The organism is Paralcaligenes sp. KSB-10, assembly GCF_021266465.1.
Classification (GTDB): Bacteria; Pseudomonadota; Gammaproteobacteria; order Burkholderiales; family Burkholderiaceae_B.
Map to the genome: position 1 here is coordinate 2,327,926 of NZ_CP089848.1, position 14,798 is coordinate 2,342,723.

General features: G+C 59.5%; 12 protein-coding genes. 6 read left to right on the top strand and 6 right to left on the bottom strand.

Features of this window, described 5'->3' with window-relative positions:
• Nucleotides 1-13 precede the first annotated feature (13 nt).
• From LSG25_RS10540 to purU, 3 genes are read left to right on the top strand one after another with little or no spacing between them, the layout of a single operon-like run.
• Nucleotides 14-538, top strand: a complete 525-nt coding sequence (locus tag LSG25_RS10540; RefSeq protein WP_232740900.1) for a flavin reductase family protein — start codon at nucleotides 14-16, stop codon at nucleotides 536-538.
• A 40-nt stretch (nucleotides 539-578) separates the two neighbouring features.
• Nucleotides 579-1,712, top strand: a complete 1,134-nt coding sequence (locus LSG25_RS10545; protein ID WP_232740901.1) for an NAD(P)/FAD-dependent oxidoreductase — start codon at nucleotides 579-581, stop codon at nucleotides 1,710-1,712.
• Entirely contained in the window at nucleotides 1,709-2,563 is an 855-nt protein-coding gene (gene purU, locus LSG25_RS10550; RefSeq protein ID WP_232740902.1) for a formyltetrahydrofolate deformylase, read from the top strand. Before LSG25_RS10545 ends, purU begins: the two co-directional genes overlap by 4 nt.
• Nucleotides 2,564-2,611: 48 nt before the next feature.
• On the opposite strand, the gene ggt is transcribed toward purU, so the two are convergent.
• A complete protein-coding gene (ggt, locus tag LSG25_RS10555; protein WP_370635843.1) occupies nucleotides 2,612-4,393 on the bottom strand; it encodes a gamma-glutamyltransferase in 1,782 nt (593 codons plus the stop codon).
• 13 nt (nucleotides 4,394-4,406) lie between these two features.
• Nucleotides 4,407-5,297: a LysR substrate-binding domain-containing protein gene (locus tag LSG25_RS10560; RefSeq protein ID WP_232740903.1), complete on the bottom strand. Its 891-nt coding sequence runs from the start codon at nucleotides 5,295-5,297 to the stop codon at nucleotides 4,407-4,409.
• A 135-nt stretch (nucleotides 5,298-5,432) separates the two neighbouring features.
• Here LSG25_RS10560 and LSG25_RS10565 point away from each other — a divergent pair, with 135 nt between their 5' ends.
• The 3 genes from LSG25_RS10565 (at nucleotide 5,433) to LSG25_RS10575 (ending at nucleotide 9,512) form a co-directional block, all read left to right on the top strand.
• On the top strand, nucleotides 5,433-7,130 hold the full coding sequence (locus LSG25_RS10565) for a thiamine pyrophosphate-binding protein (RefSeq protein WP_232740904.1): 1,698 nt from the start codon (nucleotides 5,433-5,435) through the stop codon (nucleotides 7,128-7,130).
• A 75-nt stretch (nucleotides 7,131-7,205) separates the two neighbouring features.
• The gene (locus tag LSG25_RS10570) at nucleotides 7,206-8,399 is read left to right on the top strand and encodes an acyl-CoA dehydrogenase (RefSeq protein WP_232740905.1); all 1,194 of its coding nucleotides are present in this window, start codon (nucleotides 7,206-7,208) and stop codon (nucleotides 8,397-8,399) included.
• A gap of 678 nt (nucleotides 8,400-9,077) precedes the next feature.
• On the top strand, nucleotides 9,078-9,512 hold the full coding sequence (locus tag LSG25_RS10575) for a TM2 domain-containing protein (RefSeq protein ID WP_232740906.1): 435 nt from the start codon (nucleotides 9,078-9,080) through the stop codon (nucleotides 9,510-9,512).
• 96 nt (nucleotides 9,513-9,608) lie between these two features.
• Here the strand turns inward: LSG25_RS10575 and LSG25_RS10580 are convergent, their stop codons facing one another.
• From LSG25_RS10580 to boxC, 4 genes are all read right to left on the bottom strand, one after another.
• The gene (locus LSG25_RS10580) at nucleotides 9,609-10,052 is read right to left on the bottom strand and encodes a MaoC family dehydratase (RefSeq protein ID WP_232740907.1); all 444 of its coding nucleotides are present in this window, start codon (nucleotides 10,050-10,052) and stop codon (nucleotides 9,609-9,611) included.
• A gap of 191 nt (nucleotides 10,053-10,243) precedes the next feature.
• Entirely contained in the window at nucleotides 10,244-11,503 is a 1,260-nt protein-coding gene (gene boxA / locus LSG25_RS10585) for a benzoyl-CoA 2,3-epoxidase subunit BoxA (protein WP_232740908.1), read from the bottom strand.
• An 89-nt stretch (nucleotides 11,504-11,592) separates the two neighbouring features.
• On the bottom strand, nucleotides 11,593-13,020 hold the full coding sequence (boxB, locus tag LSG25_RS10590) for a benzoyl-CoA 2,3-epoxidase subunit BoxB (protein ID WP_232740909.1): 1,428 nt from the start codon (nucleotides 13,018-13,020) through the stop codon (nucleotides 11,593-11,595).
• Between the two features lie 54 nt (nucleotides 13,021-13,074).
• A complete protein-coding gene (gene boxC / locus LSG25_RS10595) occupies nucleotides 13,075-14,733 on the bottom strand; it encodes a 2,3-epoxybenzoyl-CoA dihydrolase (RefSeq protein WP_232740910.1) in 1,659 nt (552 codons plus the stop codon).
• Between the last annotated feature and the right edge of the window lie 65 nt (nucleotides 14,734-14,798).

A 14,798-nucleotide genomic window follows, 5' to 3' on the forward strand; every position in this document is an offset into this window, starting at 1 on the left:
GCCCGCGTTGTCAATGGTTGCTCAACTGCCCGATTTCGACTCACGATTCTTCCGCTCCGCCCTGGGCCGTTTCGCCACCGGGGTGACTGTCGTGACGGCAGAAACACGCGAGGAGCATACGCCCCTGGGCCTGACCATCAGCTCTTTCAATTCGGTCTCGCTGAATCCGCCGCTGGTGCTCTGGACCTTATCCAAAGCGGCTTCTTCATTGACTCACTTCCAGCAAATCGACCGCTACGTGATCCATGTCCTGGCGGCCCAGCAACTGCACCTGGCCAGGCAATTCTCCAAGGGCAGCCAGACGGACCGCTTCGAGGGAGTCTCGCTGACACGCGCGCCGCACGGTACCCTCATGCTGGACGACCCGCATTGCACAGCCTGGTTCGAATGCCACAATCAAAGCCAGGTCGAGGCCGGCGACCATTTCATTTTTATCGGCCAGGTTGAACGCTGCCACCGCAGCTTCGGCCAGCCGCTGGTATATCATGCGGGCGACTTCGACCTGACTCCATCGAAAACCCCACTCTCGAACGCCTGACCGCGCGGGCTCATTCGCAATCATGAGGACGTATGAATAAATGGCTGTAGATATAGATTGTGTCGTACTGGGTGCGGGCGTCGTGGGCCTGGCCGTGGCCCGCGAACTGGCGCTTGCCGGACGCGAGGTGCTGCTTGTCGAAGCCGCGGAAGCCATCGGAACCGGCACGAGTTCACGCAACTCGGAAGTCATCCACGCCGGAATCTACTATCCGCAAAACAGCCTCAAGGCCAGATTATGCGTGGCGGGCAAGCACAAGCTCTATGCTTATTGCGCCGAACGCGGCATACCGCACCGGCGCCTGGGCAAGCTCATTGTTGCGGCCGACCCGCAGCAAACCCAAAGGCTGGCCCAGATCGCCGAACGGGCCGCGCTCAACGGCGTCGACGACCTGTACCAGATCAGCGGCGTCCAGGCCCGGGAACTGGAACCGGCACTGTGCTGCGATGCGGCCCTGGTATCGCCATCCACCGGCATCATCGACAGTCATGCGCTGATGCTGACGCTGCAAGGCGACGCTGAAAACCACGGCACCCAGTGCGTTTTCCATACACGATTCAGCAGCGGCCGGATCCTGGATTCAGGCGAATTCCTGCTGCGCTTCGAGGGAGCCGAGGCCATGGAAATCACGGCACACAGCGTTGTCAATGCCTGCGGCCTGTCGGCCCCCGCAATGGCGCGCAAACTTGTGGGCCAGCCGGCCGAACAGATACCGGACGCTTATTTCTGCAGGGGCAACTACTTCACCCTGGCGGGCAAGGCGCCGTTTTCACGGCTTATCTATCCCATGCCCGATCATGCCGGCCTGGGCGTGCACCTGACGCTGGACCTGGGCGGCCAGGCCAAATTCGGTCCCGACACCGAATGGATAGAAAACGAAGACTACACGCTGGACGCGCGACGCGGCGATTCATTCTATGCCGCAGTCAGGCGCTATTGGCCGGATCTGCCCGATGGGGCGCTAAATCCGGGATATACAGGCATACGGCCCAAGATTTCAGGCCCTCATTCACCAGCGGCCGATTTCGTGATTGCCGGCCCGGCAATCCACGGCGTACGCAATCTGGTCAACCTGTTCGGCATTGAATCGCCCGGCCTGACAGCCTGCCTCGCGATTGCCGAAGCGACCCGCGCGGCCCTGGGCGATCCCGCTACATCTGATCAAACACCATGACACGCTACGACTACATACTGACTCTCTCCTGCCCCGATCGCATCGGCATCGTCCACAGCGTCTCGAGCTGGCTGCTCAATCTGCACGGCAATATCATCGATGCGCAGCAGTTCGGCGACACTGAAACCCAGTGCTTCTTCCTGCGCGTGCACTTTACCTTGCCCCAAGCCATCGGCATAGGGGAACTGGAGCAGCGCTTCGCCCCCCTGGCCGAAAAATTCGACATGCAGGCCCAGCTCTACGACGCACAACGCAAGGCACGCCTGCTGATACTCGTCAGCCGCCAGGGGCATTGCCTGAACGATTTGCTGTTTCGCACCCACAGTGGGCAACTGCCGGTGGAAATAGCCGGCATCGTCTCGAATCACAACGATTACGCGCCGTTGGCCGATTCATACAAGGTGCCTTTTTTCCATCTGCCGGTCAGCCCCGAAACCAAGCCGGTCCAGGAACAGCAAATTCTGCAACTGGTTGAACGCGAACGCATCGACCTGGTAGTGCTGGCTCGATACATGCAGATTCTGTCCCAGGATCTGTGCAAAGCACTGTCCGGCCGGGCCATCAATATCCACCACAGTTTCCTGCCCAGCTTCAAGGGTGCGCGCCCCTATCACCAGGCCCATGCGCGCGGCGTGAAGATCATTGGCGCCACGGCACACTACGTGACGGCCGATCTCGACGAAGGTCCGATCATCGAACAGGATATAGAGCGTGTCGACCATGCGATGAGCGCAAACGACCTGGCTCAGGTCGGCAGCGATGTCGAGTCGCTGGTGCTGGCACGCGCAGTGCGCGGCCATGTGGAACATCGCATTTTGCTCAACGGCCGCCGCACCGTCGTATTCCGCTAAGCTGCGGGCGGGCGCAAAGGGCGCCCCTTGTGGTCGCCCGCCGTATAGTCATCCGCCCATCGCCGCACCTTCACGGCGCGGGTCTGCGCCGCCCTCCAGACCCTGCGGCGTAAACACCACGCCCTGCAGGCCGCTGGGAAACTCGACTTCGCGCACCTCGTGGCCCATGGCGCGCAAGCCCGGCGCCAGGCTATGCAGGCTGGTATTTTTTTCCAGCTCGGTAAAGCGGTTGCGGCTGCCCAGATTGGGCAAATCGATGGCCTGCTGGATATTCAGGCCGCGATCCAGCACTGCGCGTATGGTCTTGGCCACGTAGTTGATGATGGCGCTGCCGCCCGGCGATCCGATCGCCATATAGGGCTTGCCGTCCTTCAGGATAATCATGGGCGACATGGAGCTGCGCGGCCGTTTCAGGGCTTCGACGCGATTGGCAACGGGCTTGCCCTGGGCATCGACATCCGACAGGGAAAAATCAGTGAGCTGGTTGTTGAGCAAAAAACCCCGCACGAAAATCTTGCTGCCAAACGCCGATTCGATGGTGCTGGTCATCGAAACCACATTCGATGCCGCATCGACCGCCACGATATGCGTGGTGGACGGAATTTCAGGCGAGTCGTCGCGACCGCGCACCGCCCGCATATGCGCCGGATCGCCAGGCGGCGCCACGCCTATCGTGCGATTGGCCTTGATCAGCCCGGCGCGCAAGGCCAGATACTTGGGATCGAGCATGGCATGCACTGGAACATCCACGAAATCCGGATCGGCCACGTAGAAATCCCGATCGGCATAAGCCAGCTTTCCGGCCTCGGAAAAATAATGCACGGCTTCGAGCGAATCGACCGGAAACGTGTCAATCGGCGTATGCGACAGAATGGCCAACATTTGCATAACCGTTATCGGCCCCGAACTGGGGGGCGGCATGCCGCACAATTTATAAGCCTCGTAAGGCGCGCACACAGGCGCCCGTTCCTGGGCGTAATAACCCGACAAATCGGCCAGAGTCATGTCGCCCGGCACGGAATGATGCGCAATGGCATGAACGATATCGCGGGCAATCTGGCCGCTGTAAAACGCCTTGGCGCCCTGCTGCGCAACTTGCCGGAATACCTTGGCCAGGGCGGGATTGCGCAATCGGTGGCCAACCGGCCAGGCATGCCCTTGCGCATCGTAAAAATAGGCCGCGGCGGCAGGCTGTTCGCGCAGGGCCTTGTTCTGTTCCAGCAAGGCGTGCAGGCGCGGAGAAACCGGGAAACCCTGTTCAGCGATTCGAATGGCCGGCTGAAACAGGGCTTTCCAGGGCAAATGCCCCTGCTGATCATGCAGCAGTTCCAAGACACGCAAGAGACCGGGTGTACCCACGGAACGGCCACTGTTGACGGCATCCCAAAAAGGGATAGCATGATGATCGCGCATAAAGCGGTCGCTGCGCGCCGCCGCCGGCGCGGTTTCGCGGCCATCGTAGGTACGTACGCGATGCCCCGCGGCATCGTAAGTCACGATGAACGCGCCGCCGCCTATGCCGGACGATTGCGGCTCAACCAGGTTCAGGACCAGTTGCGTGGCAATGACGGCATCGGCCGCATTTCCTCCGCGCCGGATCATCTCGACCCCGGCCCGGCTGGCCAGCGGATTGGCGCTGGTCACCATGAAATGCCTGGCCCGCACCACCTGGCGCTCGACCCGCCCCGTTCCCGCCTCCGGATTGAGATCCTCGGCAACCATTGCTTTCCGGATCGGCTCGGGCAGATTCCTGGCCGATGCCGCACCGACGCCCAGCAGCAGCGCCAAACCCACAACAATCAGATTGGAAAATATCCGCTCTTGCTTCATGCCGTATCTCCCGCTATGGATTCAAATCGACCTGTCCCGACAACCAGGATTCAAATGCCTGCAAGGCCTCGGATCGCTCGTTATGGTCGGGGTAGCCAAAATAATAGGCCTCGCTCACTGTCAGCCCTCCTCCAAAAGAACTTGCCAGGCGGCCGGCCCGCAGATCATCCTGCACGACGAACTGCGGCGCCAGCGCCACACCCATGCCGGCCTGAACCGCCGCCATCGTCATGGTGAACAGCTCATAACGCGGGCCGCCGCTCATGGAAGGCATGTATTCCCTGTGATGCTGCCGATACCACTGGCGCCAGGAATCGGGCCGCGAGATCATGTGCAGGTGCGTCAGCGCCGCCAGCCCATCCCGCTCCGCCTGCCGTGCGAGTTCAGGAAGGCAGACCGGCAACAGTTCGCCCTCATCGAACAGCTTGATTCCCCGGGTGTGCGGCCACATCTGCCCGGCATGGTAGATAGCCGCGTCGAAAGGATGGTCATTGAACTGAAACGGCAAAGTCCTGACCGACAGGCTTACCGCAATGTCGCCATGTATTTTCTTGAAATCCGGCAAGCGCGGAATCAACCAGTTGGTGGCCAGCGTGGGCAGGACGGCAATGTGCAGGCTGCGGCCCATGCCGGAACGCGACACCAGGCCAAAAGTGTCTTTTTCAAGCTGCTCCAGATGATGCCGAACCCGTGCCGCATATTCCGCCCCCGCATCCGTCAGCGCGACCCGGCGCCGGATTCTGGTAAAAAGCTGTACTCCGAGACGATCTTCCAGGCCCGCCACCTGTCGGTATACGGCACTATGCGTCAGCGCCAGCTCTTCGGCCGCGCGTGAAAACGAACCCAGGCGCGCAGTGGCCTCAAATGCCTGCAAGGCGCCTAAATTGGGTATGCCGTTTCTCATTAGAATGACTTATAGATCCAGGTGGGCGGTAGAATCGGACTCTTAAACCGTAACGGTGTCTTGCATAATACGCAAGACATTGTGCAATTTTATCAATTGCCTTGTGCATATAACGCACATTATTCTGGACAAACTATGAAACCCAGCCCATCCCCCGTCCTCACCCCTCGCTTAGGCGGCCATATCCTGGTCGACCAACTGATTGCTCATGGCGTAGAACATGTTTTCTGCGTACCCGGAGAAAGCTACCTGGCGGTGCTCGACGGCCTGCACGACGCGGCCATCAAGGTCACGGTCTGCCGTCAGGAAGGCGGTGCGGCGATTATGGCCGACGCGCACGGCAAGCTGACAAACCAGCCGGGAATCTGCATGGTAACCCGCGGGCCGGGCGCATCCAACGCCATGGCCGGCGTGCATATCGCACACCAGGATTCCACCCCGATGATTCTGTTTGTGGGGCAGATCGATCGGGCCATGCGCGAACGCGACGCCTTTCAAGAGATGGATTATCGGGCCGTATTCGGTACCCAGGCCAAGTGGGTCACTGAAATCGACCAAATCGAACGCATACCGGAAATCGTTTCGCGCGCCTTTCATATCGCAACCTCGGGACGCCCGGGGCCGGTAGTGATCGCCTTGCCGGAAGACATGCTGACCGAACAGGCCAGTGTCGCCGACGCCCCGCGCTACGAAGTCGTGGAAACCGCGCCGACCGGGCAACAGATGACCGAGCTCGGCCAGCAACTTGCACGGGCCAAAAAGCCCATAGCCATACTGGGAGGCTCGCGCTGGAGCGAACAGGCAAGCCAACAATTCGCCGAATTCGCCGAGCGCTACCAGCTTCCGGTCGCGGTGCAGTTCAGGCGGCAAATGCTGTGCTCGACCGATCACCCGACTTTCGTTGGCGACGTGGGCCTGGGCAGCAATCCCGAACTGATGCAGTACATCAGGGATGCCGATCTGATCCTGCTGGTCGGCGGCCGCATGTCGGAAATCGCCAGCCAGAGCTATACGCTGCTCGACATACCCGTACCCGCGCAATACCTGATCCATATTCATCCCGACGGCAGCGAACTGAATCGCGTCTATCGCGCCGACCTGGCCATTAATGTATCGCCCGCTTCCTTTGCCAACGCCGTGGCGCAACTGCAGCCCGCCCAGGCCCCGGCCTGGTCAGGCCTGACGCAGGCGTTGCGCGCCAGCCACATTGCCTGGCGCAATCCCGACAAGATCCAGAACCCGGGTGCCTTGCAAATGGGCCAGGTCATGCACTACCTGGAAGCCACGCTGCCGGACGACGCCATCATGTGCAACGGCGCCGGCAACTACGCCACCTGGCTGCACCGATTCCACCAGTTCAAGCGTTACGGCACGCAGCTTGCCCCCACATCGGGGTCGATGGGTTACGGCCTGCCCGCCGCTGTCGGCGCCAAGCGTATCGAGCCCGATAGAACCGTGGTCTGCTTTGCCGGCGACGGCTGCTTCATGATGCACGGGCAGGAATTCGCCACGGCGGTGCAATACCAGTTGCCCATTGTCGTGATCCTGATCGACAACGGTATGTACGGCACGATCCGCATGCACCAGGAACGCCATTATCCCGAACGGATTTCCGCCACCGCATTGCAGAATCCGGATTTTTCCGCCTATGCCCAGGCCTTCGGCGGCCATGGCGAGCGGGTCGAGACAACAGAACAGTTCGGCCCCGCCTTCGAGCGCGCCGTGGCCAGCGGAAAGCCGGCAATTCTGCACTGCATCATCGATCCCGAAACCATCACGCCCACCACGACGCTGCAGAAAATTCGCCAGCAGGCACTCGCATCGAAGGCTTGAGGCCCTTATAAGCGCTGTGTTTTTTGCAAAAATACTTTAAACTTAAAATTATTTATATCGAATCCGGAGTCCCCCATGTCCTCAGCCCCCTCTTTCCATTGGCAAGATCCATTATTGCTGGACACCCAGCTCACTGAAGAAGAGCGCATGGTGCGCGATGCGGCACACGCTTATGCACAGGACAAGCTGGCGCCGCGCGTACTCGAGGCTTTTCGAAACGAAAAAACCGATCCGGCCATTTTTGCCGAAATGGGCGAATTGGGCCTGTTGGGCGCCATGATTCCGGTCGAATACGGCGGCGCCGGCCTGAACTATGTCAGCTACGGCTTGATCGCCCGCGAGGTCGAACGCGTCGATTCCGGCTATCGCTCCATGATGAGCGTGCAGTCTTCGCTGGTCATGGTGCCTATCAATGAGTTCGGCAGCGAGGCACAAAAACAGAAATACCTGCCCAAGCTGGCCCGCGGCGAATGGATAGGCTGTTTCGGCCTGACCGAGCCCAACCACGGCTCCGACCCAGGCAGCATGGATACGCGCGCGGTCAAAACAGCCAATGGCTACAAGCTCACCGGCAATAAAATGTGGATCACCAATTCGCCGATCGCCGATGTTTTCGTGGTTTGGGCCAACTGCTCCGGCGGCCCATATGACGGCAAGATCCGCGGCTTCATCCTTGAAAAGGGCATGAAAGGCCTGTCGGCACCCGCCATTCATGGCAAAGTGGGGCTGCGCGCCTCGATTACCGGCGAAATCGTCATGGACGAGGTTGAAGTCGCCGAAGAGCAGATGCTGCCGGGCGTCAGCGGCCTCAAGGGCCCCTTTACGTGCCTGAATTCGGCGCGCTTCGGCATTGCCTGGGGGGCGCTTGGTGCCGCGGAATTCTGCTGGCACACGGCGCGCCAGTACACCCTGGACCGCAAGCAGTTCGGCCGCCCCCTGGCGGCTACACAATTGATCCAGAAAAAACTGGCCGACATGCAAACCGAAATCACGCTGGCGCTGCAGGGTTGCCTGCGCCTGGGGCGCATGAAAGACGAAGGCACGGCCGCCGTCGAGATCACTTCGATCATGAAACGCAATTCTTGCGGCAAATCGCTGGACATCGCGCGCATGGCTCGCGATATGCTGGGGGGCAACGGCATTTCCGATGAGTTCGGGGTGGCCCGCCATCTGGTCAATCTTGAAGTCGTGAACACTTACGAAGGCACGCACGATGTGCACGCCCTGATCCTGGGTCGCGCTCAAACCGGCATCCAGGCGTTTTTCTAAGACGGCTTGCAAGAGGGGCAGCCTAGAGCATTTTTGGTTCGAGTGTTTGCCGCGCTGAATGCGTTTCTATGACTTTCGTTTTGAGCCGTTTTTAGGCTTGGGGTGTGAATTTGGGCTGCCTGTACTGGCTTGAGCGATGGCTTTGGCTGTGCATTGGTGTGTGGGCGGCGGTTAATTCTATAAAGACGCCGCAGGGTGGGCGGTGCAGCGAGAGAAGCGTTGAGGTCATGCATCGAGGTATACCTTGGGCCGGCAAGTTCATTCCAGGCATGCCATTACGTGAGCCGTCTATCGGGGCTTGGGGTCAGGACCGGCGTAAGGCGTGCGCCGGATTTAGCTCGGCAAGGCGGGGGAAGTCGTCGGGCGCTGTCTGAACGGAGCCTCGCGCAGTGTGCGAGGCGTAGTGAGTTCGACCGACGCCCGCCTTGACGAGCTAAATCCGGATGAAGCACGCCGTGCCGGGCCTGACCCCAAGCCCCGATAGACGGCGTCTTAAAATACCAAAGCGACCAAAACATCAAATCCCGCAAACAACCCGAACCAAAAACGACCTAGTAACCGCCTGTCATCCAAATTCTTCAGATACGGAAGCGGCAACCCGCCAAAACCCGCGAATTCTTCTTATCAGGGAGACCCAGGCAAGATATACTGCCGAAAAAACACGCAGGAGGTGAAAGCATGAAAGGTTCTATTCTGGATATCAATGCCGGCTCTGGACTCATCGCCGGCGACGACGGTAAACGCTACTCCTTTGCATCCACGGAATGGCGCGGCCAGGTGCCCGGCCAGGCGGGCCAGAAGGTCGATTTTGAAGCGCAGGGCGACACGGCAACCGCCATCTACCCCGACAAAAGCACCGACGATTCCTCCAAAAGAATCCTCGCCGGCATTCTGGCAATATTGCTGGGCGGCCTGGGCATACACAAGTTTTATCTGGGCTACACCAAGGAAGGCGTGATCATGCTGGTGGTGTTCGTCCTGGGCTTCATCCTGTTCAGCCTGCCCTCCATCGTCATAGGCATCATCGCCTTTATCGAAGGGATAATCTACCTGACCAAATCGAATGCCGACTTCGAACGCATCTACGTAACCGGGCGAAAACCCTGGTTCTAGGCGGCATTGCCCGGTGCAACAACCGGAGCCCACAAGGGATACCCCTACGAAACGGATAGCTCATGTCCCTGCGCATGAGCCCCTGCAAACGCATTCCTATTTGCCGTTATCCAGTTCGAACAGGCTCGTGGCCTCGACCTCGAGCACTTGTTCTTTACGCTGGTTGAATACCCGCCAGGTCCAGCGCATGATGCCCAGGTCGTCGCGGCTTGATGAAATACGCACCGAATCCACCGTTGCCTCCAGGTGGATCGCGTCGTCGGGACGCACCGGCAGCAGCCAGCGCAGCTTTTCCAGGCCAGGCGAACCAAAAGACTCGGAGTCATGCAGGGCTGCATCGACCGCCATGCGCATGGCCAAGCTACAGGTCAGCCAGCCGCTGGCGATCAGGCCTTCCCACCGCCCCTGCTCGGCGCGTTTGACGTCGGTATGAAACCATTGCGGATCGTAAGCCTTGGCAAAACTCAGCATTTCCTCCTGACTGACGACCACAGGAGGATGTGTAACCACCATCCCGGCTTTGAATTCGCTGAATTTCATGGCAAAACCTCTAAAAGCAATGATAGATAATGCGCTCCATGCCGCCTGAACCGCCCGACGGCAGGCCAGGCATAATGGACCGCAGGTAGCCTTGAAGTTTAACCGCCCGGAGCAGGAATGGCATTCGCGCCTATCCAGACAGGCCGGGCAAGCCGGCCCGCCCTCTATTCGAGAACAGCGCGCCAGACGCTTTAATATGTCTCGAAATGCAGGCGCCCCTGGGATTTAAGCTGGCTATGAACGTCCAGCCAATGCCTGCCCGCCCCTGACACCACATCCTGCAGGGCATCGATCACTCCGGCTTCCATGCCTTTCAGGCCGCATACGTAGATGCAGGTCTTGTCGCTTTCCAGCAGTGCCGCTACTTCGCCGGCGCGTTCGCGTATCAGGTCTTGCACGTAGCGCTTGGGCTGATCGGTCGATCGCGACAAGGCCAGATTGATATCGATGAAATCCTTGGGCAGATTCATGAGAGGCCCGAAGTATGGAAGCTCGCGCTGCGTGCGTGCGCCGAAAAACAGCATGAGCTTGCCGCTGAAACCTTTGTCTTTCACCAGGCGCCGACAACGCTCGGTCATGGCGCGCATAGGTGCCGAGCCGGTACCGGTGCAAATCATGATCAGATTGGAGTCTTCCTGATTGGGCATCAGGAACGTATTGCCAAACGGCCCGATAACCTGCACGGTGTCGTTCTTTTTCAGATCGCACAAATAGTTCGAACACACGCCCAGAATGGGTTTGCCATCGTAGCCGGCTGTCACGCGCTTGACCGTCAGCGACAGATTGTTGTAGCGCGGGCGCTCGCCGTCGCGCGGGCTGGCTATGGAATACTGGCGGGCATGATAGGCGCGGCCGGCGCTATCGGCGCCCGGCGGAAAAACCGCAATCGACTGCCCTTCCAGAACGGGAAAAGGCGCATCGCCGAAATCCAGCACGATATGGTGAATATCGCTCTCGGTGTCCTCGTCGGTTACCCGGTAATTGCCCACCACCGTGGCCATCACTGGATTCTTGTGCGTGTACAGATTGACGTAGGGGTGCGCAGCCGACCACGGCGGAATGCTGGCGCCGGCCGAGGTCGAAGGCATGCCCTGCAGATCGTTTGCCGGATCGTCTCCAGAGTCGATCGAAACCGTAATCACCGCGGCCGGCGCAACGGCGGGCGTCTCGTCCAGGGCCTGCTCGGCGGGCAATTCGTTCCAGCCGAACTGCGCGTCCATGCCATAGGCCTGATCCGACAGCACCTTGAGCCAATTATCGATGGCGCCCGTGGGGCACGGCGGCACACAGGCCATGCAGCTATTGCAGATTTCGGGGTTCACCACATAATTGTTCGAATCATGGGTAATGGCATCGATCGGACAGGTTTCCTCGCACGTATTGCAGCGTATGCAAATTTCGGGATCGATCAGGTGCTGCTTGATGACGTGAGTTGGTATCGGTGCTGTCATGATTGAACTCCTCATTGCCGGAACGACCGCCCGTCTGGGCTGCAACCCCGAAAATGCAGGCTTCGCACAGGAAGCCTTGTTCTTGAATGTTAATTGAAACGAACGTATTCGAAATTAATGGGCTGGCGGTTGACGCCGATCACCGGAGGCGCAATCCAATTGGCGAACTTGCCGGGTTCAACCACGCGCCCCATCAATGAAGCAACAAAGGCACGATCTTCGGCCGTCGGCAGCCAGCTGTTTTCGTGGTTTTTCCATTGCTCGTCGCTCAACACTTCGCCTTCGGGCGAAACACGTATGCCCGCCAACGTACCGATCTTGCGATTGAATGCCTTGTGCGGTACCCGCAGGCGGAAGGCAATGCCGTTTTTCTCCATGACCTTGTTCCAGCGGCCGATGCCGGCCATCGAGTCGCGGATGAAATCGTCGCGCAAAACCTCGTTCAGGGCATTGAGCATAGGCACTTCGATTTCCCGCAACTGGCCATTGGCGACTTCCAGTACGCGATAGGTGTCGTTCTTGAGCTGATGATCGTCGGTGCGCTTGCTCTCTTCATAGCGGCCTTTCAGGCCGGAGCTATAAAAGATGGCGGCGTTGGAAGATTGATCGGCGCCGAACAGGTCGATGGTCACGCTGTAATGAAAATTCAGATAGCGCTGCACGGTGGGCAAATCGATGACGCCGGCCGCGCGCAGCGCCGCCGGATCGTCGGTCTTGAGCTGGTTCATGACTTCGCAGGTGCGCTGCAAGACTCGCGAGACACCTGACTCCCCGACAAACATGTGGTGAGCCTCTTCAGTCAGCATGAATTTGGTGGTTCGCGCCAGCGGATCGAAGCTGGATTCGGCCAGAGCGCACAATTGGAACTTGCCATCGCGATCGGTGAAATACGTGAACATGTAAAAGGCCAGCCAATCGGGAGTCTTCTCGTTGAAGGCGCCAAGAATACGCGGGCTGTCCTGGTCGCCGGAGTTGCGCTGCAGCAAGGCATCGGCTTCTTCGCGCCCATCGCGGCCAAAGTAGCGGTGCAGCAAATACACCATGGCCCACAAATGACGTCCTTCCTCGACGTTGACCTGGAAGAGATTGCGCAAATCGTATTGCGAAGGCGCGGTCAACCCCAGGTGGCGCTGCTGCTCCACCGAAGCCGGCTCGGTGTCGCCCTGAGTGACGATGATGCGGCGCAAATTGGCCCGATGCTCGCCCGGCGCCTCCTGCCACACATCGCGGCCGATATGCTCGCCGAAATGAGCCTTGCGATTGCCGTCTTGCGGGGCCAGAAAAATACCCCAGCGGTAATCCGGCATTTTGACGTGGTCGAAATTCGCCCAGCCGTCGGGCTGCACGCTCACGGCCGTACGCAGATACACGTCGAAATTCTGGGCGCCTTCGGGGCCCATTTCCTGCCACCACTGCAGGTAATTGGGTTGCCAGTGTTCGAGTGCGCGCTGCAGTGCGCGGTCGCCCGACAAGTTCACATTGTTGGGAATTTTTTCTGAATAATTGATACCGGACATGTCTGGAACTCCTTGAGGATAGTCTATATAGTCGCGCAGCCTTCAAGGCCCCGCTTACACGCGATTCCAATCGAAACTGGCCTGCTCGCCCTTGCCATACAACTTGAGTGCGCCCTTTTCGCCCGATGCATTGGGGCGATTGAAAATCCAGTTCTGCCAGGCGGTCAGGCGCCCGAACACCCGGGTTTCCATGGTTTCCTTGCCACCGAAACGCAGATTGGCCTCCAGCCCCGTCAGCGCGTCGGGCGACAAGGCCCGGCGCTCTTCCAGCACCAGGCGGATCTCATCTTCCCAATCGAGGCTGTCGGGCGCAAGGGTAATCAGCCCCAACGCCTCGGCTTCCCGGGCCGACAAGGCGCGCCCCAGCGTGGCACGCACGGCATCGATCGCCGGAGCCTCTTCGTAGAAGCGCCGCTCGATGCGGCTTTGCCCGTTGACCATGGGGTAGTGGCCGAAATTCAATTCGTCGACTACGATTTCGGCGGGATGTTCGGCTTCGGCATCATCCAGCATGTACGACCGATCGCAGGCCAGGGCAAGCTCGAGCAGAGTGCCCACAAAACACGAACCGATTTCAATCTGGGCATACAGCGAGCGCGAGGTCACATCGAGACGCGCCAGGGTGCGCCGCAACATGCCCAGGGTTTCCCGCACAAACCAGTGCCCGGCAAATTTCAAAAGGCTGGCATCGGCCGCCAGCACATAAGAGGCATCACCGGCAGTCTTGAACACCCAGGTACCGATATCGAGTTCATTGGTGCGAAAATGAAGAATGGCGTCATCGAGCTCGCGCGCCATTTGCAGGGGCCACCAGGCGGCACCCTGGGCCTCTATGCCGGCAATGTCTTCTGGCACAGCCGCCTCAGGGGCACGCACCGTCCAGGTGGCCAAGCGTTTTTCACGATCGATCTGCACATCGACATATTTGTAGGAAACGCCGGTTTCGGTGTCCAGGCGCTGCAAGGGCGTGAGCTCCACGCCCTTGCGATCGGCCGGCCTGTCGCTGCCGGCGGCCAGCTCCAGAGCCCGGCTCTTGATTCCATGGGCGAACTGGGCGGGTTTGATCAAATCATCGACCAGGCGCCAGTCCTTGGCGCGCTGGCCCCGTACACCCTCGACCAACGTACAGAAAATATCGGCATGATCATGGCGCACCTTGCGCTTGTCGGTAACCCGGGTCAAACCGCCCGTGCCGGGCAGCACGCCCAGCAAAGGCACTTCCGGCAGGGACACTGCCGAAGAGCGGTCATCGATGAGCAAAATCTCGTCGCAAGCCAGAGCCAGTTCATAGCCTCCGCCCGCGCAGGCGCCGTTCAGGGCCGCCACGAATTTCAGGCCGCTATGGCGGCTGGAATCTTCGATGCCATTGCGGGTTTCATTGGTGAACTTGCAAAAATTGACTTTCCAGGCGTGCGTCGACAGGCCCAGCATGAAGATATTGGCGCCGGAACAGAAGATCCGGTCTTTGAGACTGGTGACCACGACCGTGCGCACTTCCGGATGCTCGAAACGGATACGCTGCAGGGCGTCATGCAGCTCGATATCCACGCCCAGATCGTAGGAATTGAGCTTGAGCTTGTAACCGGGCCGCAAGCCGGCATCTTCGGCGACATCCATGGCCAGCGTCGCGACGGCGCCGTCGAAAGACAATGCCCAGTGCTTATATAGCCCGGGGTGGGTGCGAAAATCGACCTGGGTAGCGGTATCGCTCATGAACAGCTCCTGACTTGATGAAATGAATAATAATTCATAGCCTTGAATTTAAATGCATCATATTG

What these genes read in the sequence shown, in the direction of transcription:
- ggt (WP_370635843.1), bottom strand. Translation starts at nt 4,393, where the DNA reads ATGAAGCAAGAGCGGATATTTTCCAATCTGATTGTTGTGGGTTTGGCG.
- LSG25_RS10570 (WP_232740905.1), top strand. Translation starts at nt 7,206, where the DNA reads ATGTCCTCAGCCCCCTCTTTCCATTGGCAAGATCCATTATTGCTGGAC.
- purU (WP_232740902.1), top strand. Translation starts at nt 1,709, where the DNA reads ATGACACGCTACGACTACATACTGACTCTCTCCTGCCCCGATCGCATC.
- LSG25_RS10560 (WP_232740903.1), bottom strand. Translation starts at nt 5,297, where the DNA reads ATGAGAAACGGCATACCCAATTTAGGCGCCTTGCAGGCATTTGAGGCC.
- LSG25_RS10565 (WP_232740904.1), top strand. Translation starts at nt 5,433, where the DNA reads ATGAAACCCAGCCCATCCCCCGTCCTCACCCCTCGCTTAGGCGGCCAT.
- LSG25_RS10575 (WP_232740906.1), top strand. Translation starts at nt 9,078, where the DNA reads ATGAAAGGTTCTATTCTGGATATCAATGCCGGCTCTGGACTCATCGCC.
- LSG25_RS10545 (WP_232740901.1), top strand. Translation starts at nt 579, where the DNA reads ATGGCTGTAGATATAGATTGTGTCGTACTGGGTGCGGGCGTCGTGGGC.
- LSG25_RS10580 (WP_232740907.1), bottom strand. Translation starts at nt 10,052, where the DNA reads ATGAAATTCAGCGAATTCAAAGCCGGGATGGTGGTTACACATCCTCCT.
- boxB (WP_232740909.1), bottom strand. Translation starts at nt 13,020, where the DNA reads ATGTCCGGTATCAATTATTCAGAAAAAATTCCCAACAATGTGAACTTG.
- boxC (WP_232740910.1), bottom strand. Translation starts at nt 14,733, where the DNA reads ATGAGCGATACCGCTACCCAGGTCGATTTTCGCACCCACCCCGGGCTA.
- LSG25_RS10540 (WP_232740900.1), top strand. Translation starts at nt 14, where the DNA reads ATGGTTGCTCAACTGCCCGATTTCGACTCACGATTCTTCCGCTCCGCC.
- boxA (WP_232740908.1), bottom strand. Translation starts at nt 11,503, where the DNA reads ATGACAGCACCGATACCAACTCACGTCATCAAGCAGCACCTGATCGAT.